The sequence below is a fragment of the Streptomyces sp. BE20 genome (assembly GCF_036322525.1).
Classification (GTDB): Bacteria; Actinomycetota; Actinomycetes; order Streptomycetales; family Streptomycetaceae; genus Kitasatospora.
In genome coordinates this window covers 63243-88638 of record NZ_JAQYWW010001134.1, presented here as the reverse complement: position 1 = coordinate 88638, position 25396 = coordinate 63243, and the positions used below count along the sequence as shown (strand labels likewise).

The following is a 25396-nucleotide window of genomic DNA, read 5'->3' as shown; positions in this document are numbered from 1 at the left end:
GCTACAAGAAGCACTGTCGACTAGTCAGCCTGAAGGTCGACGGTCACTTCACCACGGGCGGGTTGACGCATTCCTCCGGTGCCCAGGTTTCGCCATCTTCGACCAGGTACGCGGGACGCCCAGACCCCGCCGCCTCGTCTTTCCTCCGCCGTTGTGCGCTACCCAGCGGAACCATCGGCCCTGAAGGCATCGACACGCCCGCCGCAGGCTCGGTCCGAACCCGGTTGAGGGAGACTCCCGCCCCGGAGCCCCCCTCTGGTAGAGCCTTCTTGCTACCGGATCCAGGACCGGATCGATCCCCCACCCCTACGACCGTCCCGGCCCCTCGTGCATCAGCAGCCGAAGAACCCCGGCCTCCTGAAACCACACCGCCCCCAGGGAAGCCGTCAGCACCGAAGGCGGCGACACCGCGAGCACCGACGGGACCACGCCCGCTGCCGGCTCCGTGCTCTTCGGGCCGGATCGGCGTGCCCCGGTCGCCGATAGGGCCTGACATGCGACCCGACCCCGGAACTTCGGGCTGATGAACCGATCTGCCGACTCCGCCTGGCAAAGCGGCACTCCCTGCACCTACAGAAAAGCCAGAGTTTGGCTGGCTGGTGCTCAATGGCCCCGTCGCGTCGCTGGAGTGCGAGGCTGGCCGCGATTGGGGGAGGCTGACACCGTCAATAGCGGTTCCAGCCCCAAAGTTGGGCGAGCCTGTAGCGGTAGGTGGCGGAAGTGGAACTCCACCCTTTACTCCAGGATCCGACGGCGCCGGCACGACCTCTGGCCCTGTTAGGGGTCTTGCTACTGCCCCAGAGACCACCTGCGAACCCGCCATCGATCCTGGGTCCGGTCCTCGACCTGGGTTCACCCGAGCATAGCGATTCCCGAACTCTGCGCTGCCGACCGGACGGCTGCCAATAGTCGCCCCACCCAGCCCGGTGCCGCCGAATGCCCCTCCCAGCGCCGCAAACCCACTCGATTCATCGGAAACGATCCCTGTGGCGTCGTCACGCTCATTACTCTTGCCCTTCGTCGGCGTGCCCATCGGCTGCGGGGGCTTCAGCATCGGGGCGGCTGTGCGGTAGTGCATGGCGAGGGTCTGCATGACGGTGGCGGCTTCGAGTTTCCGCTGGTCGGCGAGGGCGGTGCGGCTGTCCTCGTCGTCGGCGCCGAAGAGGGCGGAGAAGGTGTCGCCGACGCCGTCGGTGAGCTGGTCCCAGCCGCCGGGTTCCTCCGGCATGTCGCGTTTGGCCTTGGCGATGGCCTCGGAGACGGCCTTGAGGGTGATGGCGGCGTCGTTGGCGTAGGAGGCAGCGTTGTTGATGGTGGCGGCGAGGTGGAGCATGCGGGCGTGGAAGGCGTCGCTGGTGGTGCCTTCCCAGGAGGTGGCGGCCTCGGTGCTGGCGCGGGTGAGGGTGGTGCGGATGGCTTTGAGGGTGTCGGCGGCGCGGCGCCAGGGGTCGGCGGCGGCCATGACCTCGCCCGGGTTGAGGGCCTGGGCCATCGTGCGGAGTTCGGCGTGGCTGTAGTGCCTGAAGTCCGTGTACTTCACCGGACGCCCTTTCCGTCGTCGTGCCGGGCGGGGGCCACGGTCCGGGCGTAGGCGGCGGCGCTGGTGGCGGAGGGGTTGGCTACGGACCAGCCGTCGTCGCCGAGCTTCAGCTTGTTCCGGGTGCGGCGTTCCTGCTCCTCGTAGTTGGTGGCGGTGAGTTCGGCCTTCTTCTGGGCCTCGTCGACCGCGTCCTGGAGCTGGTCGAGCACGTCGCGCAGGCCGTCCCGCATGGTCTGGTAGCGGCCGTGCAGGTCGGTGGCCTCGGCGAAGGTGCCGAGGGCGTTCCGGCCGATGCCGCTGCGTCCGTGTGTCGTGGTGCCGTCGGCGTGGTGCTGGAACTCGGCCAGCAGCAGCCGCACCTGGGCGGCGAAGGCGCGCAGCTGTTCGACCTCGACGCGGTAGCCGCGTCCGCCCCCGCCTGTCGACCCGGTGCCCGTTCCGGTTCCCGTTGCCACGTGCGGCGCCTCCCCCGTGCGTCCGTCCGGTGTGTCGTGCGCGGTGCTGGTGCGGCGGCGCCGTGGGGTGGCGGCCGGTGGGTCATGTCTAACACACGGTCCGGGCGAGCAGAACGGTCCTCGGCGGAACGCCCGGACGCGTCTGGCGGTCCGTCAACTGAGGTGCGCCTGCTGCCTTGCGGTGAGGGCGCGGCGGCAGAGCGAGTCGGCGTGGCGGGTGGTCTCGGGGAGCCGGTAGCGGGGGGCCAGCGCGAGGGTGGTGTCGACGGCTTCGGCGAGGCCGATGCGGTGGCCGACGGAGACGAAGACGGGTTTGACGCCGGGGCGGGTGCGGAGGGCCCGCCCGACCTCCTCGCCGGTGGCCGGATCGGTGAGCGGGGTCGAGTCGCCGCGGGCGGGGCCGGGGTCCCGGTGGTCGAAGGTGAACGGGGTCTTGGCGACGCCGAGGGTGCGCAGGCCGGTGAGGACGCCGAGGTGGCTGGCGAGGCCGAGGCGGCGCGGGTGCGCGAGGCCGTAGCCGTCGCAGACGACGGTGCCGGGTCGGTGGGTGAGGGCGGCGAGGGCGTCGAGGACGGCGGGGAGTTCGCGGAAGGCGAGCAGACCGGGGATGTAGGGGAAGGCGATCCGGCCGGTGGCGGTGGTCTCCTCGACGACGTCGAGGGTGGTGCGGTCGAGGACGACGGCGGCTGCGACGACGAGGTCGCGCTCGTCGTCGTAGGCGACGTCGACGCCCGCGACGAGCCGGTCGTCGGCGCCGGCCGGGCCAGGGGCGTCGGCGGCGCCGTACGGCTGGACGAGCGGGCGCAGCCGCTCCTGTTCGGCGAGCGCCTGGGCCTCGGTGGTCGGCCAGTCGGCGGGGATGGGCACGGCGGTTCCCCCCTGGGAGTACGGAGCGGATCGGTCGGTCGCACGGAGCGAGCGGGACGGGCCCACCGTATCCAGCGGGGCGGACGACCCCGGGGTGAGCCCGTGCGCCCCCTGTGCCCCGGGTGGGGCGGGTTAGCCTGGTCGGAATGCCGGAGGACCGGCCGGTCCTCCCGAACTCCCTTTCCGGGCGGGCCTTCTGGCTTCCGGTGCGAACCGCTCGTTCCCCTCGACGTGCGAAGGACTCCGCCATGCCGCGCCGCCCGACTCCGGCCCAGTTCGTCCTCGGTGTGTTCACCGTCGTCGCCGCCACCGTGGCGCTGCTGGCCGCCACCGGTGCCGAGGAGGTACCGGAGGTGGCGGTGGTGGTGGTCTTCTCGCTCGCCCTCGGCACGTTGGTGACGGTGCTGTCGCTGCGGGCCGCCGCCGGGCGTGCGGACCGGGCGGCTGCCGGGCACGGCTACGCCCGGCAGCGCTGAGGCGGCGCCACCGGGCGTACCAGGTGTTCCGGGCGTACCGGGTGTTCCGGGGTGCGAGGTGCGGGTTCGAGCGGGCCGGGCGGTCGCGCGGCGGGGCTCGGACGGTGCGGGGCTCAGACGGTGGAGACCACCACGGTCTTGGCGGCCTTGTCGTGGATGCACTGGCGGTAGGGCTTGTCGAAGACGCCGAACATGCCGTCGATCAGCCACCAGAGCCAGGCGCAGCAGAGGACGGCGGGCAGGATGAAGACCGCGGCCCGGGTCCAGGCGGCGGACTGGGTCGGCGGGCTGCCGTCGATCAGCATGGCGACCCGGATCTTCATGGCCTTCTTGCCCAGAGTCTGGCCGTCCCGGCCGAGCATCACCCCGTCGTAGACGAGGTAGATGGCGCAGGCGACCCAGAAGGCACCGGCGGAGCCGGAGCTGTCGGAGAGGCTGGCGAAGGGCAGCACCAGCAGGACGGCCACGGCCTGCACCAGCAGGTAGTCGATCAGCTGGGCGAGGATCCGGTTGGGCCAGCTGCCGAGCGGCGGCATCCCCGGGACGGGGCCGGCGCCGGGTGTGCCGTGGCCGGCGGGACCGTGGCCGGGCGGGGGCTGGTCGTAGGGCGACCGGCCGGGCGGGGGCTGTCCCTGTCCGTACGGCGAGCCGCCGTAGGTGCCGCCGTACGCGCCGGGGCGGTCGGAGGGGGCGCCGGACGGCGGCGGGGTGCCGTACGGGTCCGACGGCGTACCTTCCGGCGTGCCGCCGCCCTGCTGCGGGGGCTTCTTGTCGAAGGAGGGCTGGCCGCCCCCCTCCGGCTCGGGGCCTGAGGGGTCGTGGGTGCTCATCCCCCGAGTAGAACATCACACATTCTATGAACTTGGGATATTTGGTCGGTTTTGTCCGACCTGGCTCTCGGGCGGACCCGGGTCAGAGCCGGACCACGCGGGTACGGGCCGCCCGGTCGTGCCAGCCGCGCCGGGCGGGGCGGTCGAACAGCGGCCAGACCAGGCCGACCAGCAGCAGCGTCGAAACCTGCCTGACGAGCCATCGCACCAGCGACCGGCCGAGGCCCAACCGGGCGCGGGCGGCTGACGAGGCGGCGGACGGAGCGGCGGCAGGGACGGCCGCGGCGGCGTCGATCACCCGGATCCGGGCCAGCCGTTTGCCGAAGGTCTGGCCGGTACGGGCGGTCGGCAGGACCTCGTAGAGCAGGCCGACGAAGAGGAGGATGCCGATCAGGACGGCGACCTTGCCGACCACCACGCCGTCCAGCATCCAGACGTCGACCTGACGGCGCGTGAGCCGGCTGGCCATCCTCGCCTGGGCGAGCTTCTCCTGAAGGTGGTCCGCGACGGACGTGCCGAGCGGGATCCCGGCGGCGGTGGCGACGACGGCCAGGACGGCGGTGTCCACCAGCCGGGCGGCGAGCCGCCGGCCGGGCCCGGCCGGCTGCGGCGCGGGCCTGATCGTCCGGCGCCGGGTCCCCGCCGCCCGGGTCGCGGACGATCGGGTCGGGGCCGACGCACTCCCCGCGGAGCGGGACGCGGGCGGACGGGTGGCGGCGGGCACAGGAGCAGCGGGAACGGACGCGACCGGCACGGGAGCGGCAGGCCGGGCGGACCGCGTGGGCCCGGTCAGCGGCGCCCCCTCCGGCCCGGCCGACGCCGTCGTCGTCACCGCCTCCCCCTCCACCGAGGCGGACGTCGGGGCGGCCACCGGGGCGGCCACCGGAGCAACCGCCGGGGCCGAGGCCCGGAGCGGCACCGGCTTCTCCACCGGAGCCGGAACGGCCGCCCCGGCAGACGCCTCCACTCCGGGAACCACTCCCCAGGAGACCCAGCGCGGTGCGGCGCCCTGCTCCATCGGGCCGCGCGGTGCCCGGGGGTCCGCCTGCCGGTCGGGCGGTTCCACCGCCGCGACGGAACCGGGCGCCGCGACGGGGACCGCCCCCTGCGGCCTGGGTTCCGGGACCGCCCCGAGCATGCCCTCGCCGGCCGGCTCCACGATCGGGTCCGGCGCCACGTCTGCCGCCTCGTAGGCCGACCCGACGCCGGTCCGGAACACCGGCCCGCCCTCCGGCACCGAGAAGGTGAACGAGGCGCCGCCCGACGTCTCGTCCAGGTATACGGGCCCGGTGTCCCCGGGCGAGGCCGGCACCGACTCCGAAATCAACACCGGCTCCGACATCGGCACCGACTCCGAAATCAACACCGGCTCCGACATCGGCACCGGCTCCGACGTCGGCACCGAAACCGAGTCCGCCGCAGTCTCCCCGACCGGGTCGGCGGCCGGTTCGACGGCCGTCGGCGGCGGCATGTACCGCGCGCCCACCCCGGCCGCCGCACCGGACCGCCGGGTCGCGTACCGGGGCGGTTCCAGCACCTCGCCCGCCGCCGGGGCGGGCCGAGTCGTGCCGGGCACCCAGGAGGTGCCGCCCCAGTAGCGGACGAAACCGGGCACGGAGGGGTCGGGGTAGTAGCCCGGCACGGGGCCCGCGGCCGTCTCCGTGCTGCCGCCCGCGAGAGGCCGGTCCGTCATGGGGGTCTTCTTTCCTGGCAGGGCCGATGCGGCTCGCCCGGCGAGGGGTGCGCGCGACGGTGGCTCGGGCGGCACCGGGTGGCGGCGGTGGCGGCGCGCGCGAGGGGGCGTCGGCGGGTGGGCGGACAGTCGCCGGACAGTCACCAAGGGTAGTGCCTCGGCGGACCCGGGGTGTGAAGTTGGCCGTTCACCGGACAGCCCGGGCCCGCCCGCGGTAAGGAAGACGGCGCGAACGCCGGAGCGCGCGCCCGTTCTCTCCGCGTTCACCACTCCCCGACGCCCGCCCCGAACCCCCCACCGCGGTCCCGGTTCCGAACCCTCACCGAGGGCCTCCGTCAAAAAGATCTCGAAAACACGTGTAAGAGCGCTCCCGGACCGCGCTCTCCAAGGTCACAGGGCCCGATACCGGGCATGAAGCGCAGGCAGAGAGGAAACCGATCATGGAGCGCCCGACGAGCGTGGTCGAGCACGAACTGGAACTCAACCTGGTGCTCTCCCCCGAGCACAGCGTCCCCGTCCCGGCCCGGCTTTCCTACGGCAGCCACGACCCGTACGCCGTCTACATCACCTTCCACCTGGACACCGGCTCGCCGGTCACCTGGGTGTTCGCGCGGGAGCTGCTGGTGGAGGGCACCTTCCGGCCCTGCGGGCAGGGGGACGTCCGGATCTGGCCGACCCGATCGGGCCGGCGCAGCGTGCTCTGCATGGCGCTGAGCTCGCCGGCCGGGGACGCACTGCTGGAGGCGCCGCTGCCGGCGGTGGCCGCCTGGCTGGAGCGGGCGCACCGGCTGGTGCCGCCGGGCAGCGAGATGGCCGCGCTCGACATGGACGGTTCACTGGCCGAGCTGCTCGCGTGAGCCGCACGGCCCGGGCGCACCGGTCCGGGCCCGCCCCGAACAGCGCGACGACCCCGAGCACCCCGACGGCGCCGAACACCTCGACCGCCCCGAGCACCCCGACCGCCCCGGACAGCCCGACCGCGCGCAGCGGCCCGGTCGCCCCCGGCGGACCGGCGGCAGCCGGCGACTCAGCTGGCCGCGGGGGCCTGCTGACGTTCGCGCGCGGGGTCCGGCCGGTCGCCGACCCGCTGGCCGGGCAGCGCCACGAGCGGCGCGCCGGCGGCCAGCCGCCGGGCCCTTATGCGTAGCGCGGCGGCCAGCAGGAAGCAGATCCCGACCAGCGGGTAGACCGAGGTCGGGATCTGGCGGAGCGGCGAGAGCTCCAGCACCAGCGCGCCCTGCGGTTTGGCGGCCCACATCGCGAAGGACACGAAGGCGACCAGCGTGGCCCAGAAGGCGGCCCGCCAGCGAACCTTCCGGACGGCGGCCGGACGGCCGTGTTCGACCGCCGCCTCGCAGCCGAGCAGGACGATCATCGGCACGCACCAGACCCAGTGGTGGGTCCAGCTGATCGGCGAGATCAGTACCGCGGTGACGGCGGCGCAGCAGACGCCCCACGCCTCGGCGCGCGGCAGCCAGCGGGTGCTGTTCGCGGCCCAGGCGGCGATCCCGAGACCGGCCACCGCGACGGCGGCGGAGGCCAGCGTGCCCACCGCACCCGGCTCGGCGGTGTGCAGGAGACGGGCGACGGCGCCGCTCAGCGCCTGGTTGTCGACGATCTCGGTCTTGCCGACCCGCGAGGAGTCGTAGAGGTACTTGGTCCAGAAGCCCCAGGTCGCGTCGGGCAGGAACAGGGCACCGATCAGGAAGGTGCCGAGGAAGGTCGCGCCGGCGACGAAGGCGGCGCGGACCCGGCCGGTGATCAGCAGGTAGACGGCGAACAGCCCGGGGGTGAGCTTGATCCCTGCGGCGATGCCGATGGCGATGCCCTTGCTGCGCCGCCCGTCGGGCCGGGTGAGGTCCCAGAGGATCAGGCAGGCGAGGGCGAGGTTGATCTGGCCGTAGCGCAGCGTGGTGTAGACGGGTTCGAGCCAGACGCCGGCGCCGGTGACCAGGATCACGCCGATCGGGCGCAGCTCGCGGCGCGGCCAGCCCACCAGTTTGAACGACAGGTGGGTGAACAGGGCGAGCAGTCCGAGGTTGCCGAGCGTGATCGCGACCCGCAGGAACGGCACCGGGAACCAGGTCGTCGGCACGAAGAGCATCGCGGCGAACGGCGGGTAGGTGGCCGGCAGGTTCCACTGGGTGACGCGCAGCCCGTAGAGGTCGTCGCCGTTGGCGACGGCCGCGCCCTCGGCCCGGTAGACGATCATGTCCACCATCGAGGTGTGGGCGAAGTGCCGGACGACCGCGTAGGCCATCAGGGAGAACAGCGCCAGTGCGGAGACGGCCAGCAGCGGCCGGCGCGGGGCCTCGCGCAGGGCGCGGGCGGGCGCGCCGAGGGCGGTCCGCAGCCGCTCCGACAGGGGGGCGGGCGCCTGCTCCGGTACGGTTCGCACCGCGCTGCGCTCGTCTTGCACCGCTGTCACTGTTCGCTCCGTCCACCGTTCGGCCAACCAGCGACGATACCCGATGCCCGTCGACCGGACCCGGCCGCGAACGGTGACGGGGAGTGACGGTGGTGCCGGCCGGCCGTGCCCTGTTGCGGTCGGGGCACGGCCGGCCGGAGCCGGGGGGCGGGTACCGGACCGGTACCCGGCGTGGTCAGCCGGTGTAGGCGCCGAGGGCCCGGGTGAAGTCCAGCGGCTGCTGGACGATCGAGCTGCAGCTGGCGTCGGCGTAGGCCTTGGCCCCGCCCTCGCAGGCCTTGTCGCGGGTGCCGGACCACATCGCCAGCCAGGCGAGGTGCTTGGACTTGGCGAACTCGGCGAGCTGCTTGGCGTCGGCGACGGTGAAGATCTCGCTGGCCACGTCGTTGACGCCGATCATCGGGGTGACCGCGACCTTGCGCCAGGCGGCGGCGTCGTCGAGGCCGAGCACGCTCTTGACCTGGGCCTGGGTGGCGGTGGCCGCGGCGATGGCGTACTTGCCCATCTGGCCCTGCGGGTTCGGGGCGACGCCGTCGCCGAAGTCCATCGCCATGATGTTGACCGCGCCGATCGCCACGCCGTTGTTCTTGGCGTCGGCGACCAGGTTGACGCCCTCCTGGGTCAGGCCGGAGGGGAGTGCGGGCAGGGTGAAGGAGACGTCCAGGGCCTTGCCCTTGGCGGCGGCGTTCTTCTGCAGCTGGGCGATGGCCTGGGCGCGGCGGGTGTTGGCGGCGCCGTTGGCGATCGCGCCGCCCTCGACGTCGAAGTCGACCTTGGTGAGGCCGAAGGTGTCCACGGTCTTCTGGTAGACGGCGGTCAGGTCGGCCGTGGAGGAGCAGGCGAGGGCCAGCTCGCTGCCGTTGGCACCGCCGAAGGAGACCCGGACGTCGCCGCCGAGGGCGCGCAGGGCGCCGATCTGGGCGGCCACGGCGTCGGCGGCGAGGTCGCTGACGCCGCCCCACTTCGGGGTGCAGCCGCCGCCGGAGACCACGAAGGCCAGGTTGAAGTTCTTGACGCCGGTGGCCTTGGCGGTGGCGACCAGGTCGTAGGGCGGGTACAGCGAGGTGTCCACGTACGGGGCGAAGCCGGCGCCGGTGACCGGGACGGGGGTGTCCGTCGCGGTGGCGGTGGGCGTCGGGACCGGCGTGGTCGCGGTCGCGGTGGGCGTCGGCGCCGGGGTGGTGGGCCTGGTCGTGGTGACGGTCGGGCTCGGCGTTCCGGGCTTGGTCGCGGTGGCCGAGGCCGAGGCGCTCGCCGAAGCCGAGGCAGAGGCAGAGGCAGAGGCGGACGCCGACGCGGTGGCCGACGCCGTGGCCGACGCCGTGGCGGAGGCGGTGGAGGTCGGGCGCCCCGACGGGGTGGGCGCCGTCCCGTCACCGGCCTTGCAGGAGACCTTGTTGATCAGGCAGTTGCCCGGTTCGCCCTGCGCGGCGCCGGCGCCCTGGGCGACGAAGCCGATCACGATGCTCTTGCCCGGATCCAGCCGCTTGCTCCACGACTCCGGCTTGACGGTGACGTGCTGGCCCTCGACCGTGAACGCGGCGTTCCAGAGCGAGTCGATCTTCGCCCCGGCCGGCAGGTCGAAGGTGAGCGTCCAGTCCTCGATGGCGCTGCTGTCCGGGTTGGAGACCAGGTACTGGCCGGTGTAGCCGGCGTCCCAGCTGCTGGTGCGGCTGTAGACGGCGCCGAGCGAGGCGGCGCTGGCCGAGGAGGCGAGGACGACGACGCCCCCGGCGACCAGGGCCGCGGCGACCGCCGAGGCGGCGAGGACCGCTCCCTTGCGGCTGCGACGGCGGCGTCCTGGACGGCGGTCGGGCTGCTGGGTCGTCATGGGGGCGTACCTCCGCGGCAGGCAGGTGGGGACCGGGTGGAGTCACGGGTGTCCGCCGGACGCGTGGGTGCGTGGACCCGTCGCGGGCGAGCGTGACCCGGCCCGGTCGAGGGTGACCGGCACGGTCGGATGACCGGCGCGGACGACGCTAGCGGCGCCGGATGGCCGAAACCCGCCTGCTGAGCCAGGGGTAGAGCTCTCTTACGGTGCGCTTAAGAAAGAGGAGCGGACGTCTCACCGCACCGGTGCCGAAACCTTTCGCCAAGTCATCGCGCGGGCGATCAGCGCGAGAACAGCGCCCCGCGGCTGCGACGCCGGCTGGTCCGCCCGGTCCGCGCCGGCACGGTGCCGTCCTGCCGGCTCTGCAGCCTGAGCCGGATCTCGGCGCCGCCGAGCACCGACGAGCTGCCGAGCGCGAGGTCGCCCCCGGTGGCCTCGGCGAGCTTGCGGACGATGTCCAGGCCCAGACCCGTGGAGCCCTCGCCACCGTGGCCCTCACCGCGCTTCAGGGCGGCGGCCGGGTCGGTGAAACCGGGACCGGCGTCGCCGACCAGCACGATCACCGAGCTCTCGGTGGCCAGCACGTCCACCGAGAAGGCGGTGCCGATCGCCGTGTGCCGGAAGACGTTGCCGAGCAGCGCGTCGACGGCGGCGGCGAGGTCCCCGCGCTGGACCGGGACGGGCGTCTCCCGCTCGGCGCCCGCCAGCTGCCAGCGGCGGCCCTCGTCCTCGGCGAGTGCGGACCAGAAGCCGACCCGCTCCCGGATCACCTCGGCGGCGTCGCAGCCGACCAGGACGACGGGCGCGTCCTCCGGCGCCCGCCGGGCCGACCGGATGATCTGGTCGACCTCGCGCTCCAGCTGGGAGACGGCGTGCCGGGTGGCGTCCGCCGCGTCCCCTTCGCCGAGCGAGGCCGCGTTGAGCCGCAGCACGGTCAGCGGGGTACGCAGCCGGTGCGACAGGTCTGCGGCCAACTCGCGTTCGGCTGCAAGGAGTTGCACGACACGGTCGGCCATCGCGTTGAACGCGTGGGCGGCCTCGCGCAGCTCCTCGGGGCTGCCCGCGGCCTGCTTGCCCTCCACCGGCACGCGGACGGTGAGGTTCCCGGAGCCCAGCGAGCGGGCGGCGGCGGCCAGCCGGCGGGCGGAGGCGACGATCCGCGCACCCATCCGGTCGGCGACCAGGACCGAGATGGCGACCAAGGCCAGCGCGACCCCGGAGAGCACCTGCCAGGCGGTCGAGACACCCCGGGTGAGGTCGCCGTCGGCCACGAACACCTCGACCACGGCGGTCCGGACGGTGTCCACCGCGACCGGCTGGAGCAGCGCGTACCCGCCCGGGACCTCGACGGTGAACGAACGTCCCTGGACGCCCGCGGTGGTCACGTCGGCGCCCAGGGCGCGAACCTCGCCGATGGTCGCACCGGCCGACGGCCCGGGCCCGGCCGCCCCGGATCCCACCGGCGCGGGACCCGGCCCGGCCTGCGCCGCGGCCACCCCGCTCGCCGCCGACCCGCTCGCGACCGCGCCCGGGCCGCCGCTGCCCGCACCGGCGGACGCCGGGCCCGGAACCCCGCCTGACGGACCGCCCGTCGGACCGGCGGTCGCACCCGACCCCGTGGACGCCTTGGTCCCCGACCCCTCGGGCGGCGGCAGGTGCACGGCCATCCGCCCCTGCGCACCCGCGTCGGTGGAGGCCACCGCCCGGGCTATGGCGTCCTGGTCGGTGGTGATGGCGAGCGCCGGACCGAGCGCCGCCGCCTGCCGCTCGGCCGCGGTGAACGCCCGGTCCCGGGCGGTCTGCTGGACCATCAGGCCGAGCGGGATGAGGAAGGCCAGCGCGACCATGGTGGTCCCGGCCACGGCGGCCTTGATCAGGGCCCAGCGCAGCGAGTGTCCGAACCTCCTCATGTCCGGCGCTCCCCGGGGACGGGCCCGGGCCCGGCGGGGTGCCCGGCGGCCTCCAGCCGGACCCCGACGCCGCGCACGGTGTGCAGGTAGCGGGGACTGGACGCGGTCTCGCCGAGCTTGCGCCGCAGCCACGAGAGGTGCACGTCGATGGTCTGGTCCCCGCCGTAGGTCTGCCGCCACACCTCGGCCAGGATCTCCTTGCGCGGCACGACCACGCCGGGCCTGGCGGCGAGGAAGGCCAGCAGGTCGAACTCCCGGCGGGTCAGGTCGAGCGGTCTGCCGTCCAGCGAGGCCTCCCGGCGCTGGAGGTCGATGGCCAGCCCCCCGACCCGCAGCACCTGGCTGACCGGCGCCGCGCCGCCGCCGAGCCGGCGCAGCACGGCGGCCATCCGGGCGCTGAGGTGTTCCCCGGAGAACGGCTTCACCAGGTAGTCGTCGGCGCCGTCGTTGAGCAGCCGGACGATCTCGGCCTCGTCGTCGCGGGCGGTGGAGATGATCACCGGGACGTTGGTCAGTCCACGGATCATCTTGAGGGCCTCGCTGCCGTCCAGGTCCGGCAGTCCGAGATCGAGGATCACCAGGTCACAGCCGACCTGGGCGACCTCGCGCAATGCCTCAAGTGCCGTGCCCACGCTACGAACCGCGTGGCCGGTGTCGGACAGGTGGCGGATGAGGGCGGATCGCACGAAGGGGTCGTCCTCGACCACGAGCACTGTTGCCATGGGGCTGCACGGTACGCCATCGCCCCCGAATGGTCTGTACCTCGGGGTGGCTCCGGACGGGACCGCCGGCCAGGTCGGCACCGGTTCGGCCGGGCCGCCGGGGGTTTGTGCAAGTTCCCTGCCTAAGTACCGGGGCGCCCGTCTGCCCGGCCCGAGAGTACGGCAGGATGTGCGCACGATGCGGAACGGACTGGTACAGCTCGGCGCCTGGGCGGCGGCCACCGGGGCGGCGGTGGCGCTGTCCTGGTTCGGCGTGCACGCGGTGCTGACCGGCGCCGCCTTCGAACAGCCCACCGCGCTGCCGTTGCCGTCCCCGGCGTCGGCCGACGGGGCGAGACCCACGCCGACGCTCACGGTGACGCAGCAGCAGTCGGCGACCCGGTCGGAGTCGCCCGCGGCGCCGCCGACCGCGTCGGCGAGCTCCCCGCGGCCCACCGCCCCCGTGGCGCCGTCGCCCCCCGCGACGCCCGCGGCCCCCTCCGCCGCCGCTCCGTCCCCGCACCGACCCTCGCCGGTCACCTCCACCACGTCCTCCGTGCGCAGCTATCTCGTCCCGGGCGGCAAGGTCGCCCTGGACCTCAAGACGGACAACGCCTCGCTGATCTCCGCCGCGCCGGACCAGGGGTGGAAGATGCAGGTCTGGAACGGCCCGCAGTGGATCCGGGTGGACTTCACCAAGGACAACCAGGCCAATTCGGTGTTCGTCTACTGGAACGGCCACCCGCCGGTGGTCGACACCGTCACCCGCTGACCGCGGGTGCCCCGGCAGCCGTCACCACCGGTCGAAGGGGACGTAGCCGGGCAGGTACGGGCCGGCGTACCGGGACCGGTCGACCAGGGTGTGCCGGGTTCCGCCGGGCACACCGATCGCGGCGAGCACCACCGTGCCGTACGCGTCCCGCACCTCGTAGGGCTCGGCCAGCGAGGCCGCGCCCCGGTCGACGGCGAAGTCGTACGCGTAACAGACGTCCGGCACGGAGACCGCGAGGTCGACGACGCCGTCGCCGTGCCGGGCCAGGTAACCGGCCAGTTCCCGGCCGCGCGGGCCGATCACCTGGACGAGGGAGGTGAGCACGAACCGCGTCCCGGGTGCCCGCAGGACGTAGGAGACGGTCTCCGGCTCGCCGGTCTCGGGTCCTGCGTAGGCCGTACAGCGGAGGCCGAGCGCGACGGCGTACCGGCGGGCTGCCCGCTCGGCGTCGCCGACCGCGAAGACCACCGCGTCGGCATGGCCCATGGGGAGGAGCTCGGGCTCTCCCAGGCCGGCGGTGAGCAGCACGGGTTCGATGGCGGTGTCGGTCATGTCGGCCCTCCCGGTAGGTGTACGGACCACGGTTGACGGTCCCGTCCGCCGGTACGGGGGCCGGCTCACGGGGTTGTGGCTGGAGGGTGGCGCCGAGTCGACCTCCACGCAACTGTTCCGTTTCCTCCTGGTCAAGGTGTGCTCCGGGGCGGGAGAATCGACCGGACCGCTGTACAGAATGCCCACCGGAGGACGGAGCCCGCGATGCCCCCCGCCCATGCGCCCGGCTCCCCCGGATCGTCCAACTCGCCCGTCGGTCAAGGACATTCCGGCCCGACCGGCGCCCTCGGCGGCGCCCCTGCGGGCAGCCCGGCCGGCGGCCCGACCGGCGCCCCCGGCGGCAGTGCCCTCGGCAATCCGACCGGCGGCCCCTCGGGCGTCCTGCCCGGCGGTACGGCCGGGAGCACCAACGACGCGATCGACGCGCTGGACGGCCGGCTGATCCGGCTGCTCGCCGAGGAACCCCGGATCGGCGTGCTGGAGTGCTCGCGCCGGCTCCAGGTCGCGCGCGGCACGGTGCAGGCACGACTGGACCGGCTCCAGGCGCGGGGCGTGATCGGCGGGTTCGGACCCGAGGTGGACCCGGCGGCCCTGGGCTACCCGGTGACGGCCTTCGCGACCCTGGAGATCTCCCAGGGCCAGGGCGCCGACGTGCGCAGGCACCTGGCGTCGGTGCCGGAGGTCCTGGAACTGCACACCATCACCGGCCACGGCGACATGATGGTGCGGATCGTGGCCCGGTCCAACGCCGATCTGCAGCGGGTGATCGACCGGGTGGTGGGGTTCGACGGGATCGTCCGGTCCTCGACGGCGATCGCGCTGGAGAACCCGGTGCCGTACCGGATCCTCCCGCTGGTCGACCAGGCCGCGGCGGAGTGATCGGCCCCGGCCCGGAGCCGGGGGCGCCGATCACCAGGCGCCGGGATTCCCGCCGGACGCACCGCCCGCCGGACGCACCGCGGCCGGACCTCCGGCCGGACGCACCGCCCGCCCTCAGCAGCCGGGGACGGTCCCGCCCGTCCGCAGCGCGTCCAGCGCCGAGACCGCCTCCGCCAGCGTCCCCACCGGCACCAGCCGCAGCCCGTCGGGCGTGTTCACCTTCGCGTCCGCGCACTCGTCCTTGGGCAGCAGGAACACCGTCGCGCCGTCCCGCGCGGCCGCCTGCGTCTTGAGCGGGACACCGCCCACGGCCCCGATCGTCCCCTGGTCGTCGATGGTCCCCGTGCCCGCGACGGTCAGCCCGCCCGTGAGGTCGCCGCCCTTGCCGTCCCCCGCGAGCTTGTCGACGATCCCGAGCGCCAGCATCTGGCCCGCGCTCGGGCCGCCGATGTCGCCGAGGTCGACCTTCACCTTCACCTGGTCGGGTGAGAGGTGGAGGTAGGAGAGGGCGGCCGCGGTGGCGCTGTCCTGCGACTGCGCCATCTGCTGGGCCGTCACCTCCTCCGCCTTGTCCGGGTCGCCCTGCGGGTAGACGGTGTCGGTCGGCCGGACGGCCTCCTCCTGGTCGAACCAGGCCTGGAGCGAACGCCAGAGGGCGGCCCGCTCCCCCGGGTTGGTCGCCGAGATGGTCACCATCCGCAGCTGCCCCCGGGTGTTCCGGACCGGCGCCCCGGTGACGGTCAGCACCGGCCGGTCCTGATAGCTGCCGAGGGTGTCCGCGGTCACGCCCGGCCAGGTCAGCGTGTACGGCAGCGGAACGAAGGCGGCCACGCCGAACAGTGCGGCGACCAGCGCCCCGCAGAGCGCGAGCGCTCGGGTCCGGGGGGCGGTCAGGGCCTTGGGCAGCTTGGAGTCGGACACAGAGGCATCCAAACACACCGGGGCCGCCGGGCGGGCACGTACACGGTCCCCCGGCCGGCCCGCCGGACCGCCCGGCCCGGGGCGCGGTACGACCGGCGGGCCCGTTCCCCGGCCGTGCGTCCGCTGCCGCAGTGCGTCCGCTACCGCAGTGCGTCGGCGACCTCGGTGGCCGCCTCCACCACCCGCGGACCGACCCGTTCCGGGACGAGTCCGTTGAGCATCACCACGCCGACGCTGCCCTCGATCCCGCTCAGTCCCAGCAGCGCGGCGGCGGCGCCGGAAGCCCCGGACTGCTCCTCCGCCCGGGTGATGACGAACCCCTGCTCGGGCCGGCGCTGGCTCGGGAAGGCCCGCGCCTCCAGGATCGCCCGGCCGGCCGCGCTCTCGCCCAGCGGGTGGCGCAGTCCGGTGCGGTAGGCGACGTGGAAGTCGGTCCAGCTGGGCTCGACCACGGCCACGGCCAGCGCCTCGTTGCCGTCCACCAGGGTGAGGTGAGCGGTGGCACCGAGGTCCTCGGCGAGGCTGCGCAGGGCGGGCAGCGCGGCCTCGCGCAGCAGCGGATGGACGCGGTGGGCGAGCCGCAGGACGCCCAGCCCGACCCGGGCCCGGCCTCCGATGTCCCGGCGGACCAGCCCGTGCTGTTCCAGGGTGGCCAGCAGCCGGTAGACGACGGTCCGGTTGACGGCGAGCCGGGCCGCCAGCTCGGTGACGGTGAGCCCGCGTTCCGAGTCGGCGAGGAGTTTGAGGACCCGGACGCCTCGGTCCAGGGTTTGGGAGGTCTCTGCAGTCACGACGCGCATTCCTTTCCGCGGCGGGTCGCGGATCGGCTGACCGGTCCGGGACTCGAATGTCGCGCGCAGGGTGGGTGGCCGCGCTCGGGCCGCGGTGTGTCGTCCTTGACGTCCTGGGGCCCTGCGCGCCCGTCTCGCGGGGGTCACCCGGCGGGAGAGCGTGTGGGAAAGGTAGTGAAGGAATTGCGGCGGCGGAAGTGGTTGTCCAAAATTCGGTCAAGATCGATTGTTCGAGCCTTGACGAACGGGGACAAAGCATCATATTTTGCCCACCCCACCGGGACGCAAGTTCGACCACACTCCGAAGTCCGGACACTCGGACGCCACGGGGCGGGCCGTCCGGCCGTCCGGTCAGAACAGGTTGCGCAGGACCGTCCAGGCCGTCGCCACGCCGATCAGCACCGCCGTCCCGCGCCGGCCGAGCGGCGGCTGCCAGCGCCGCCCCGCCAGGCCGTGCCGCAGCCAGACCAGGTAGAGCGCGGCGACCAGCGGGAGCGACAGCAGCAGCGCCGCGTTGTCCTGCCAGGCCGCGGCGAGGTCACCGTGCATCAGGTCGTAGGCCATCCGGGTGCCGCCGCAGCCGGGGCAGTCCAGGCCGGTGACCTTGCGCCAGGGGCAGAACGGCAGGACCTGTCCCGGCAGGTGGGGGTTGCGCGACCAGAGGTACGCGGCGCCGGCCAGACCGCCGGCGAGCACCGCGACCGGCGGCCCGGCGGTACGCAGCCGGGCCCGCCCCCGGCCGGCGGTTCCGGGAACGGCGAAGCCGCCCCGGCCTGAGCCGGGGCGGCGACGCACCTTCGCGAACGGGCGCAAGGGTCAGCTGCGCAGCAGCCGGCCCTGGGCGTCGGTCCGGTCGTTGCTGGTGAGGAACAGGATGCCGTCGATCAGCGACCAGACGCCGAGGCCGCCGCAGGTCAGCAGCTGGGCGATGCCCATGCCGATGTGACCGGTGTAGAAGCGGCCGATGCCCAGGCTGCCGAGCAGGATCGTCAGGATGCCGGCGACGATCTTCGACTTGTCGGAGAGCTCGGGCTGCTGGTGCGGGGGGTACGACACGTTCGGTGTGCTCCTTGAAGGCAGGCAGTCCCGGGCGCGACGGTGGGTCGCGGGCCGGGTCGGTGAGGTGCGGCGAACCGATGTCACCGAGGCTTCGGCGGCGACCACGGACGGGTGGGCGCACGGCTTCGACAGCTCGACGGCGGTTCGGCACGCGGAACATTAGCCGATCATCACACCGACTGTCTCCACGAATCCTTCGCGACTACCTGAACGTCACATGACCTTATGGTCACAGCACTCCCTCGACGCCGAGCAGGCGACGAGGAAGCACTGCCGGAGTACCGACGGCCCCCGAACTTCCCTGACGGGCGGTTACTTGGCCCATTCCCGGATCTGGGCGATCCGCGCATTCAACTGATTGACGGTCGCCTGCGCGGTCAGCGGCCCACCGCACTGGCGGCGCAGCTCGTTGTGGATGGTGCCGTGCGGCTGACTGGTGCGGTGGTGCCAGGCCGCCACGAGGGCGTTCAACTCCTTGCGCAGTTCCCGGAGTTCCTGGTGCGTCACCACGGGCCGCTGCTCGGCCGGCAGCTCCAGCAGGTCGGCCTCCTCGGCCGGCTTGCTCTTGCTCCGCTGGATCTGCCGGTGCTGGCGCTTCTGCAGCAGCATCTGCACCTGGTCCGGCTCCAGCAGGCCCGGGATACCGAGGTAGTCCTCCTCCTCCTCGCTGCCCGGGTGCGCCTGCATGCCGAACTCCATGGCGTTGTACAGCACCCGGTCGAAGACCGCGTCGGAGCCCAGCGCCTCGTACGAGAACTCGTCGCCACCGGCGCCGTCCGGACCGTCGTTGGCCCGCTCGGCCTCGGCGAGCAGCCGGTCCTCCTCGTCGAAGAGGCCCTCGCCCTCCTTCTTCGGCCGGTCCAGCACGTGGTCGCGCTGGAGCTCCATCTCGTTGGCGAAGCCCAGCAGCGTCGGGATGGTCGGCAGGAAGACGGAGGCCGTCTCGCCCCGCTTGCGGGCCCGCACGAAACGTCCGACGGCCTGCGCGAAGAAGAGCGGGGTGGAGATCGAGGTGGCGTAGACGCCGACCGCCAGGCGCGGCACGTCGACACCCTCGGACACCATCCGGACGGCGACCATCCAGCGCGAGTCACCGTCCGCGTAGTCGGAGATCCGCTTGGACGCCTCCACCTCGTCGGAGAGCACCACGGTGGCCTTCTCCCCGGTGATCTCGCGCAGCATCTTGGCGTAGGAGCGGGCGGTGTTCTGGTCGGTGGCGATCACCAGGCCGCCGGCGTCCGGGATCGCCTTGCGGACCTCGCTCAGCCGCCGGTCGGCGGCCTGGAGCACGGCCGGGATCCACTCGCCCTGAGGGGCCAATGCGGTCCGCCACGCCTGGGCGATCAGGTCCTTGGTCATCGGCTCGCCGAGCCGGGCCTCCAGCTCGTCGCCGGACTTCGTGCGCCAGCGCATGTTGCCGCTGTACGACAGGAAGATCACCGGACGGACGACGTGGTCGGCGAGCGCGTGCCCGTAGCCGTAGGTGTAGTCGGCGACCGACTTGCGGATGCCGTCACCGCCCGCCTCGTACTGGACGAACGGGATCGGGTTGGTGTCCGAGCGGAACGGCGTCCCGGTGAGCGCGAGCCGGCGGGCGGCCGGCTCGAAGGCCTCGAAGCAGGCCTCGCCCCAGGACTTCGAGTCACCGGCGTGGTGGATCTCGTCCATGATGACCAGCGTCTTGCGGGCCTCGGTCCGGTTGCGGTGCAGCATCGGGTTCACGCCGATGCCCGCGTAGGTGACCACGATGCCGTGGTACTCCCGGGAGAGCGGACCGGAGGAGTAGGCCGGGTCCAGCTTGATGCCTATCCGCGCGGCGGCCTCGGCCCACTGCTTCTTCAGGTGCTCGGTCGGTGCGACCACGGTGATCTGCTGGATCAGGTGGTTGTGGAGCAGGTACGAGGCCAGCGTCAGCGCGAAGGTGGTCTTACCGGCGCCCGGGGTGGCGACGGCGAGGAAGTCGCGGGGCTGGCTCTCGATGTACTTGTCCAGCGCCCCCTGCTGCCAGGCCCGGAGCTTGCCGGCGGTGCCCCAGGGGGCGCGGCCGGGGAACGCCGGCGACAGGTGGTGCGAGGAGGTCGGCGCGGCATGGCCGCTCGGCCGGACGGGCGCGTGCGGCTCGTCCGCGTCGGAGAAGAGCGGCATCGAGGAGGCGGCGGCAGTACTCACGGTCTCCGAAGGGGGATCATCGCAGGTCAGAGGCGGTTTGGCAGCCCCGTCCCGCGGTCGGGCGGCGATCGGGCAACCCACCCAGCCTACCGGGCCCGGCGCCGAACGGGCGGCCGGGGCGGCTCCGCGCGTGGCCCGCGCGCGGCCCGCACGGCCGGAAAGCGACGTGACGCGCATCACATCGGAAAACCCGGGAAAGGCAGGTAATCGGAACCCCCCGGACCGTCTCTCATCCGGGTGAGGCCACCCCACCCTCCACAGCCGTCACAGGCCTCACACCAGCGAAGGGACCCCGCCGTGCACACCGTCGTCGAAGAGACCGTCCAGGCCCGCCTGATCCTCTCCCCCCACCGTTCCGCCCGGCTCCGGGTGACGCTGGCCTACGTGCCGGAGGATCCGCTCGCCGTCCGCATGGCCTTCCCCGCCGAGTTCTCGCTGGACGACCGGGCCGAGGCGGCCGGCCCCGACCACGGCGACGACATCGTCTGGGTCTTCGCCCGCGGGCTGCTCGCCGACGGCCTGGAGCTGCCCTCCGGGGCCGGCGACGTCCACGTCCGGCCCGCGCCCGGCCGGCGCACCATGGTCGAGCTGCGCGCGCCCGAGGGAACCGCGCTGGTCGGGTTCGACTCCGACGACCTGCGGAAGTTCCTGTGGCGCAGCCGGCTGGTCGTCCCGGAGGGCGAGGAGCACCTGCACCTGGACGCCGACCGCGCGCTCGCCGAGCTGCTCGGCTGAGCCGCGGGCCCTCGAACAGCAGGACCCGCACCGGCAGGGCCCGGACGGCGAAGGGCCCGGGGCGACGGCGGCCGCCCCGGGCCCTTCCCGGTCACGCTCCGGGCGACCGGTCCCGACCGGTCCCGACCGGTCCCGACCGGCTACGACGAGAGCTTGCGCATCAACCGGACGCCCTGCGCCGGCGTCAGGTGCGGCAGGTACGCCTTGCCGATCGCCCGGGTGATGCTGGGCAGCGCCGCCGGGTCCGGGTAGGCCATGTACATCGGCCGGTACTCCGGCTGGAACTTCGCCTTGAACGCGAGCAGCGAGCGGAAGCCGTAGACCGGCTCCAGCACCCGGCCCAGCCAGTCCAGGGTCTTCTGCAGCCCGGTGGGCGGTTCCTTCTCCGAGCGGGCCAGCGGTGCGCCGGAGAGCGAGAGGAAGCTCGCGCCCTCCTGCTTGAAGCCGAGCGCGGCGGAGGCGATCAGGAACTCGGTCACGCCGCGGAACCCGTCGGAGCGCCGGCGCATGAAGTCCAGCGTCCAGCCGACCGGCTCGCCGTTCTCGTAGACCGGCATCCAGCTGGTCAGCCCGTGCACGGTGCGGTCCTGGTCGACGGCGATCAGCAGCCGGACCGCCGGGTCGTCCAGCTCCTCCAGTCCTCCGAGGGTGAAGCCCATCTCGGGCAGCCCCTTCTCCGAGACCCACTCCTCCGAGATGGCCCGGATCTGCTCCTTCAGGGCGATCGGCGCCTCGTGGTACGACCACCACTCGGCGGTGATGCCCTGCTTGCCTGCCTTGTTCAGCGCGGTCCTGATGTCCTGCCACTTGCGGCCGGTGAAGGCCAGCTCGGGGAGGGCGACCACGGTGTCCTCGGCGACCTGCAGCGAGCGCCAGCCGAGTTGCTCGGCGGCGGAGCGCGTCTCCGGGGTGACGCTGTAGAAGCACGGCGTCCAGCCCCGGGCGTCGCAGTACCGGGCGAAGCCGGCCACCGCCCGGCGGCGCGCGTCCGGTGCGCCGAACGGGTCGCCGGTGGTCAGCGCGACGGTGTTCAGCACCCGGTAGGCGACGGCGGCCCGGCCGTCCTCGTCGAACCAGTAGTGGTTGCCGTCCCAGGTGGTGAGGAAGGAGAGCGACCCGCCGCCGTGCTCGGTGAGCAGCGCCCGGGCCCGGGTGGCGTCCTCGGCGTCCACGTGCAGCACCGGCCGCCGGAAGGCCAGCAGCAGTGCGGTCAGCGCGACCGCCCAGAAGGCGAGTCCGCAGTACGTCTCCAGGAACCGCGCGAACGGCCCGACCGCGATCGGGTAGTGCGGCATCAGGTCGTTGTACGCGGGCGGCAGGAACTGGGCCGGCAGCCCGGCGACCAGTCCGCGGAGGGTGGCCCCCGGTTCGAACTGGCCCGCCGTCAGCACGCCCAGGCCCGCGTACGCCGCGGAGGCGACGGCCAGCGCGCCGCCGACCACCAGGGCCAGCCGGCCGAGGACGGCGCGCGGCACCCGCAGCGGGAACCGCTTCCGGGTGGCCAGCAGCAGCGCGGTGGTGATCAGCGGCAGCAGCAGCGCCTCGACGAAGTACTGGAGGACGTCGCCCGAGCCGGTGCCGGTCTCGGTGAACAGCCAGACCAGCAGGGCGGTCCAGAGCAGCTCGGTGGCGATCGTGATCCGCCAGGCGAGCCGCAGACCGCGGCGCAGGCCCTCGGCGAGCACCAGCAACAGGGCCGGGAACAGCGTGGCCATCAGCCGGGCCGGGGTGTCGAAGATCCGCTCGACGGCGTGTGCGCGGGCGCAGTCGTGGGCCGAGCGGGCGCAGAATTCGGCGACCTCGTCCGGGGTGAGGCGGTGCGAGAGGTAGATCTCGGAGAAGGTGTTGAACGGCCCGGCCGCGTTGTCGTACAGCGAGGCGATCATCGGCCCGAGCGCGGCGGCGACCAGGCAGAGTGCGACCAGCACCCGGGTCTCGGTGTGCGAGGAGCGGTGCGAGCGCAGGTGCGGCCGGCCCCGGCTGAGGAGCGCGCCGGCGGCCAGGCCGATCAGAGCGCCGGAGATCCGCTGGACGCTCTGCAGGTGGCCGACGTACAGGGTCATCACCAGCGGGACGAGCACCACCAGCAGGTGCAGCCGGCGCCGCCAGAGCACGGTCAGCCGGTAGCCGAGCACGCCGGCCAGGGCGAACAGGCCGGTCACCGGTCCGATGGCGGTCTGCTCGGCGGCGGCCGCCCACTGGTCGTCGGCCCGTGCGGCGACCGCGCTCAGCCCGCTGCCGAGCAGGGTGCCCAGCAGCTGCCCGACGACCAGGACGGCGAGCGTGCGCGGCCGGCCGAGCCTGCTCTCCGCGACCGGGCCGAGCAGGAGCAGCAGCAGGCTGGTGGAGATGTACGAGCCCGCGCTCGCGCACCAGAACAGCGAGGTGACCGGCGCCCACCAGTGGCCCTCGGCCAGGGTCGGCAGGCCGACGCCGGCCTTGGCCAGCACGCCCCGGGAGGCGCCGTGCGCCAGGCTGCCGGAGGCACCGCCGACCGCCCAGAGGACGGCGAGCAGGGTGAGGGTCAGCGGCGCCGCGCGCAGCCGGGCGACGATCCGGGCGGCGGCCGCCCGGACGGGCCGCCGACCGGGCCGGGTGTCCGGCGCCGGGGACTTCGGCGCGGGGGTCTTGGGCCCGGAGGGCTCGGGTGCCGGGCCGTCAGACGCCCGGACGCCGGGAGCCCTGGCGGGCTGCACCGGAACGCCCTGGGCCGAGACGGCGGGCTCGCCCCGGTCGGCGAACAGGGCCGAGGCCGCCCCCAGCCGGATCACCGGATCAGCCCGGTCTGTTGCGCCATCCAGGGCAACTGGTCGACGATGCCCGGCCGGAAGATGATCCAGCCGTGCCCGCCGGGCATCAGGTCGAATTTGGCGTTCATCCCCGCATCCAGTGCCGCCTTGTACACCTTCTCCTGCTGCGGACGGAACTCGTTGTCGGTGCGGCCGACCACGATCGCGGCCGCGGTGTCCGGGAACTTCCTGGCGGCCATCACCTGGAGCGGGTCGATGGCGTTGAACTTCGCCTCGTCACCGTCGAAGGCCGCCGCGACGGTCTGCGCGCGGGTCCCCAGGGTGGGCTCGTCCTGGCCCGCCATGTCCAGGAACGATCCGTAGACCTCGGGGGCGTTGACGGCGAGCTGGAGCGCGCAGGTGCCGCCCATCGAGGCACCGCCGATCACCCAGGACTTCCGTCCCTCGGCCGCCTGGAGGTTGGCGCGCACCCAGTCGGGCACGTCCTGGGCCAGGTAGGTCTGCGTGTTGGCGATCTTGGAGTCGAAGCAGAGCGTGTTGGTCCAGGTCGACCCCAGCTGGTCGGGCATCACCACGATCGGCGCCAGGCCCTGGTGCTGGGCGGCGAAGGCGTCGAGCGCCTCGTTGACCTGGCCGGCCAGCACCCAGTCGCCCGGGGTCCCGGGCTGGCCGGAGACGAGCACCACGACCGGGAGCAGCGGTCGGGGGCTGGCCTGGTAGGCCGGCGGCAGGTAGACGTACGCGTCGCGGGCCTTGAAGCCGGACTTGGTCCCCGGGATCGGGACGGTGGAGACCGTGCCCTTCGCCGGCAGCCCCGGCGGGGCCGTCCAGACCTCCTCCATCACCTTGCCGGGCGGGGGGCTCACGGTCGTGGCGGCCTTGGCCGTGGTCAGCTCCTGGGTCTTGGAGAGCCAGGGCGCGAGCATGACGCGGCCGGTCGGGAACTGGTCGAAGCCCCGGTTCACCTGGGAGGAGGCCATCAGCAGCACGAGCGACCCGGCGCCGATCGCCAGGAGCTTGCGCCGCAGCGCCGTACCGGGCGTCCGGAAGGCGGCCAGGCTCAACCCGAGCAGGGCGACGGCGATCCACCAGGTGATGTACCGGGGCAGCCCCTCGGGGAAGGGGTGCCACCAGCCGTCGACCACGATGTCCAGCAGCAGGCTCGCCGCGGCGGCGGTGAGCAGCGCGACCGGGAGCCGGCGGCGCCACCAGGTGCGGCTGCGCGCCAGCAGGGCGAGGACGAGCAGGGAACCCCAGCCGGCCGCCAGGATGGCGTACGGGATCGGGCCGCGGGTCAGCGGCCAGTCGATCGGGTTCCAGGTCAGGGCGAGGGAGACGGAGGTCATACGTTCTTTCCCGGCTGCTTGGTGTCGGCCAGGAAACCGTAGGCGACCACGTTTCCCTGGTAGCCGCGGTCCTCGCTGTACCCACCGCCGCAGGTGATCACCCGCAGCTGTGCGTCGGCGGCCTGGCGGTACACCCGGTCGTCCGGGAAGTCCTTTCGGTCGTGCACTTCGATGGCGTAGAGCTGGTAGACGGCGGTGCGGCCGTCCTCGCGGAGGATCTCGATCCGGTCGCCGCGGTGGAGCGCGCCCAGGTCGTAGAAGACGGCGGGCCCGCTGTCGTTGTCGACGTGTCCGGCGAGGATGGCGGTGCCCCGCTGTCCGGGGGAGGCCCCGCCGCGGTACCAGCCGGCGAGGTTGCGGTCGGACTCCGGCGGGGTCTGGAGGTGTCCGTCCCGGTCGAGGCCGAGGCCGGTGACCGGGGCGTCGAGCCGGACGGAGGGGATCCGGATCCGGGTCGGCGTCGAGGGTCCGAGCGGCGGCACCACGGAGACCGGGGCGAAGCCCGAGAGGGCCTGCCCCGCTCCGGGGGCCGGGGGGAGGTCGCCGTGACCGCCGTCGTTCAGCAGCCACGCACCCAGCACGAGCGCGGCCCCGACGGCCAGAGTGCCCGGCCACGGGCTCCTGCTCTGCTGGGCGCCCACCGGCGCTCCCCTCTGCTGACGAGGAACCGGTTGCCGGTTCCTGGAAGTTT

24 protein-coding genes and 1 pseudogene are annotated in these 25396 nt (G+C 73.7%); 6 read left to right on the top strand and 19 right to left on the bottom strand.

Features of this window, described 5'->3' with window-relative positions:
* Positions 1-43 precede the first annotated feature (43 nt).
* The 3 genes from PUR61_RS35255 to PUR61_RS35245 all read right to left on the bottom strand — a co-directional run bounded on the left by PUR61_RS35255 (position 44) and on the right by PUR61_RS35245 (position 2862).
* On the bottom strand, positions 44-1540 hold the full coding sequence (locus PUR61_RS35255; RefSeq protein ID WP_329883608.1) for a PPE domain-containing protein: 1497 nt from the start codon (positions 1538-1540) through the stop codon (positions 44-46).
* A complete protein-coding gene (locus tag PUR61_RS35250; protein WP_329883607.1) occupies positions 1537-1995 on the bottom strand; it encodes a hypothetical protein in 459 nt (152 codons plus the stop codon). The genes PUR61_RS35255 and PUR61_RS35250 overlap by 4 nt, the downstream gene beginning before the upstream one ends.
* 153 nt (positions 1996-2148) lie before the next feature.
* Complete coding sequence (locus PUR61_RS35245; RefSeq protein ID WP_329883606.1) at positions 2149-2862, bottom strand: endonuclease V; 714 nt, start codon at positions 2860-2862, stop codon at positions 2149-2151.
* Between the two features lie 248 nt (positions 2863-3110).
* Here PUR61_RS35245 and PUR61_RS35240 point away from each other — a divergent pair, with 248 nt between their 5' ends.
* Positions 3111-3338 carry a hypothetical protein gene (locus PUR61_RS35240; protein WP_329883605.1) on the top strand — a complete coding sequence of 76 codons (228 nt, stop codon included), beginning with the start codon at positions 3111-3113 and terminating at the stop codon, positions 3336-3338.
* A 113-nt stretch (positions 3339-3451) separates the two neighbouring features.
* On the opposite strand, the gene PUR61_RS35235 is transcribed toward PUR61_RS35240, so the two are convergent.
* The gene (locus PUR61_RS35235; RefSeq protein WP_329883604.1) at positions 3452-4168 is read right to left on the bottom strand and encodes an RDD family protein; all 717 of its coding nucleotides are present in this window, start codon (positions 4166-4168) and stop codon (positions 3452-3454) included.
* A gap of 82 nt (positions 4169-4250) precedes the next feature.
* Positions 4251-5480 (bottom strand): RDD family protein, encoded by a 1230-nt coding sequence (locus tag PUR61_RS35230; RefSeq protein ID WP_329883748.1) that lies wholly within the window; start codon positions 5478-5480, stop codon positions 4251-4253.
* Between PUR61_RS35230 and PUR61_RS35225 the strand changes: the two genes are divergently transcribed.
* The gene (locus PUR61_RS35225) at positions 5458-5766 is read left to right on the top strand and encodes a hypothetical protein (RefSeq protein ID WP_329883761.1); all 309 of its coding nucleotides are present in this window, start codon (positions 5458-5460) and stop codon (positions 5764-5766) included. The two genes, PUR61_RS35230 and PUR61_RS35225, sit on opposite strands and share 23 nt — an antisense overlap.
* Here PUR61_RS35225 and PUR61_RS35220 read toward each other — a convergent pair.
* Positions 5757-5861 (bottom strand): annotated as a pseudogene (locus PUR61_RS35220) (hypothetical protein); the annotation flags it as partial. The gene PUR61_RS35225 and the pseudogene PUR61_RS35220 sit on opposite strands and share 10 nt — an antisense overlap.
* Positions 5862-6301: 440 nt before the next feature.
* Between PUR61_RS35220 and PUR61_RS35215 the strand changes: the two are divergent.
* Positions 6302-6718, top strand: coding sequence for an SsgA family sporulation/cell division regulator (locus tag PUR61_RS35215; protein WP_329883603.1), 417 nt, complete (start codon positions 6302-6304; stop codon positions 6716-6718).
* 170 nt (positions 6719-6888) lie between these two features.
* Here the strand turns inward: PUR61_RS35215 and PUR61_RS35210 are convergent, their stop codons facing one another.
* The 4 genes from PUR61_RS35210 to PUR61_RS35195 all read right to left on the bottom strand — a co-directional run bounded on the left by PUR61_RS35210 (position 6889) and on the right by PUR61_RS35195 (position 12752).
* Positions 6889-8289, bottom strand: a complete 1401-nt coding sequence (locus PUR61_RS35210) for a glycosyltransferase 87 family protein (protein WP_329883601.1) — start codon at positions 8287-8289, stop codon at positions 6889-6891.
* Positions 8290-8464: 175 nt separating this feature from the next.
* Positions 8465-10120, bottom strand: coding sequence for a glycoside hydrolase family 18 protein (locus PUR61_RS35205; protein ID WP_329883600.1), 1656 nt, complete (start codon positions 10118-10120; stop codon positions 8465-8467).
* 281 nt (positions 10121-10401) lie between these two features.
* A complete protein-coding gene (locus PUR61_RS35200) occupies positions 10402-11967 on the bottom strand; it encodes an ATP-binding protein (RefSeq protein WP_443035297.1) in 1566 nt (521 codons plus the stop codon).
* 59 nt (positions 11968-12026) lie between these two features.
* Positions 12027-12752 carry a response regulator transcription factor gene (locus PUR61_RS35195; RefSeq protein WP_329883598.1) on the bottom strand — a complete coding sequence of 242 codons (726 nt, stop codon included), beginning with the start codon at positions 12750-12752 and terminating at the stop codon, positions 12027-12029.
* Positions 12753-12930: 178 nt separating this feature from the next.
* Between PUR61_RS35195 and PUR61_RS35190 the strand changes: the two genes are divergently transcribed.
* On the top strand, positions 12931-13503 hold the full coding sequence (locus PUR61_RS35190) for a hypothetical protein (protein ID WP_329883597.1): 573 nt from the start codon (positions 12931-12933) through the stop codon (positions 13501-13503).
* Positions 13504-13524: 21 nt separating this feature from the next.
* Here PUR61_RS35190 and PUR61_RS35185 read toward each other — a convergent pair whose 3' ends face one another.
* Positions 13525-14055, bottom strand: coding sequence for a VOC family protein (locus PUR61_RS35185; RefSeq protein ID WP_355399135.1), 531 nt, complete (start codon positions 14053-14055; stop codon positions 13525-13527).
* 381 nt (positions 14056-14436) lie between these two features.
* Here PUR61_RS35185 and PUR61_RS35180 point away from each other — a divergent pair, with 381 nt between their 5' ends.
* Positions 14437-14934, top strand: coding sequence for an Lrp/AsnC family transcriptional regulator (locus PUR61_RS35180; RefSeq protein ID WP_329883747.1), 498 nt, complete (start codon positions 14437-14439; stop codon positions 14932-14934).
* A gap of 114 nt (positions 14935-15048) precedes the next feature.
* Here PUR61_RS35180 and PUR61_RS35175 read toward each other — a convergent pair whose 3' ends face one another.
* The 5 genes from PUR61_RS35175 to PUR61_RS35155 form a co-directional block, all read right to left on the bottom strand.
* Positions 15049-15855, bottom strand: a complete 807-nt coding sequence (locus PUR61_RS35175) for a S16 family serine protease (protein ID WP_329883596.1) — start codon at positions 15853-15855, stop codon at positions 15049-15051.
* Positions 15856-15995: 140 nt separating this feature from the next.
* Complete coding sequence (locus tag PUR61_RS35170) at positions 15996-16646, bottom strand: IclR family transcriptional regulator (RefSeq protein WP_270146684.1); 651 nt, start codon at positions 16644-16646, stop codon at positions 15996-15998.
* Between the two features lie 351 nt (positions 16647-16997).
* Complete coding sequence (locus PUR61_RS35165; protein ID WP_329883595.1) at positions 16998-17441, bottom strand: DUF2752 domain-containing protein; 444 nt, start codon at positions 17439-17441, stop codon at positions 16998-17000.
* Between the two features lie 21 nt (positions 17442-17462).
* A complete protein-coding gene (locus PUR61_RS35160) occupies positions 17463-17702 on the bottom strand; it encodes a TM2 domain-containing protein (RefSeq protein WP_329883594.1) in 240 nt (79 codons plus the stop codon).
* 315 nt (positions 17703-18017) lie between these two features.
* Positions 18018-19850, bottom strand: a complete 1833-nt coding sequence (locus PUR61_RS35155; protein WP_329883746.1) for a DEAD/DEAH box helicase — start codon at positions 19848-19850, stop codon at positions 18018-18020.
* A gap of 321 nt (positions 19851-20171) precedes the next feature.
* On the opposite strand from PUR61_RS35155, the gene PUR61_RS35150 reads away from it, so the two are divergent.
* Positions 20172-20609: an SsgA family sporulation/cell division regulator gene (locus PUR61_RS35150; RefSeq protein WP_329883593.1), complete on the top strand. Its 438-nt coding sequence runs from the start codon at positions 20172-20174 to the stop codon at positions 20607-20609.
* A gap of 140 nt (positions 20610-20749) precedes the next feature.
* Here PUR61_RS35150 and PUR61_RS35145 read toward each other — a convergent pair whose 3' ends face one another.
* From PUR61_RS35145 to PUR61_RS35135, 3 genes are read right to left on the bottom strand one after another with little or no spacing between them, the layout of a single operon-like run.
* On the bottom strand, positions 20750-23380 hold the full coding sequence (locus PUR61_RS35145; protein WP_329883592.1) for a DUF2156 domain-containing protein: 2631 nt from the start codon (positions 23378-23380) through the stop codon (positions 20750-20752).
* Complete coding sequence (locus PUR61_RS35140) at positions 23377-24705, bottom strand: alpha/beta hydrolase (RefSeq protein ID WP_329883591.1); 1329 nt, start codon at positions 24703-24705, stop codon at positions 23377-23379. Before PUR61_RS35140 ends, PUR61_RS35145 begins: the two co-directional genes overlap by 4 nt.
* Positions 24702-25346, bottom strand: coding sequence for a class F sortase (locus PUR61_RS35135; RefSeq protein WP_329883590.1), 645 nt, complete (start codon positions 25344-25346; stop codon positions 24702-24704). Before PUR61_RS35135 ends, PUR61_RS35140 begins: the two co-directional genes overlap by 4 nt.
* Between the last annotated feature and the right edge of the window lie 50 nt (positions 25347-25396).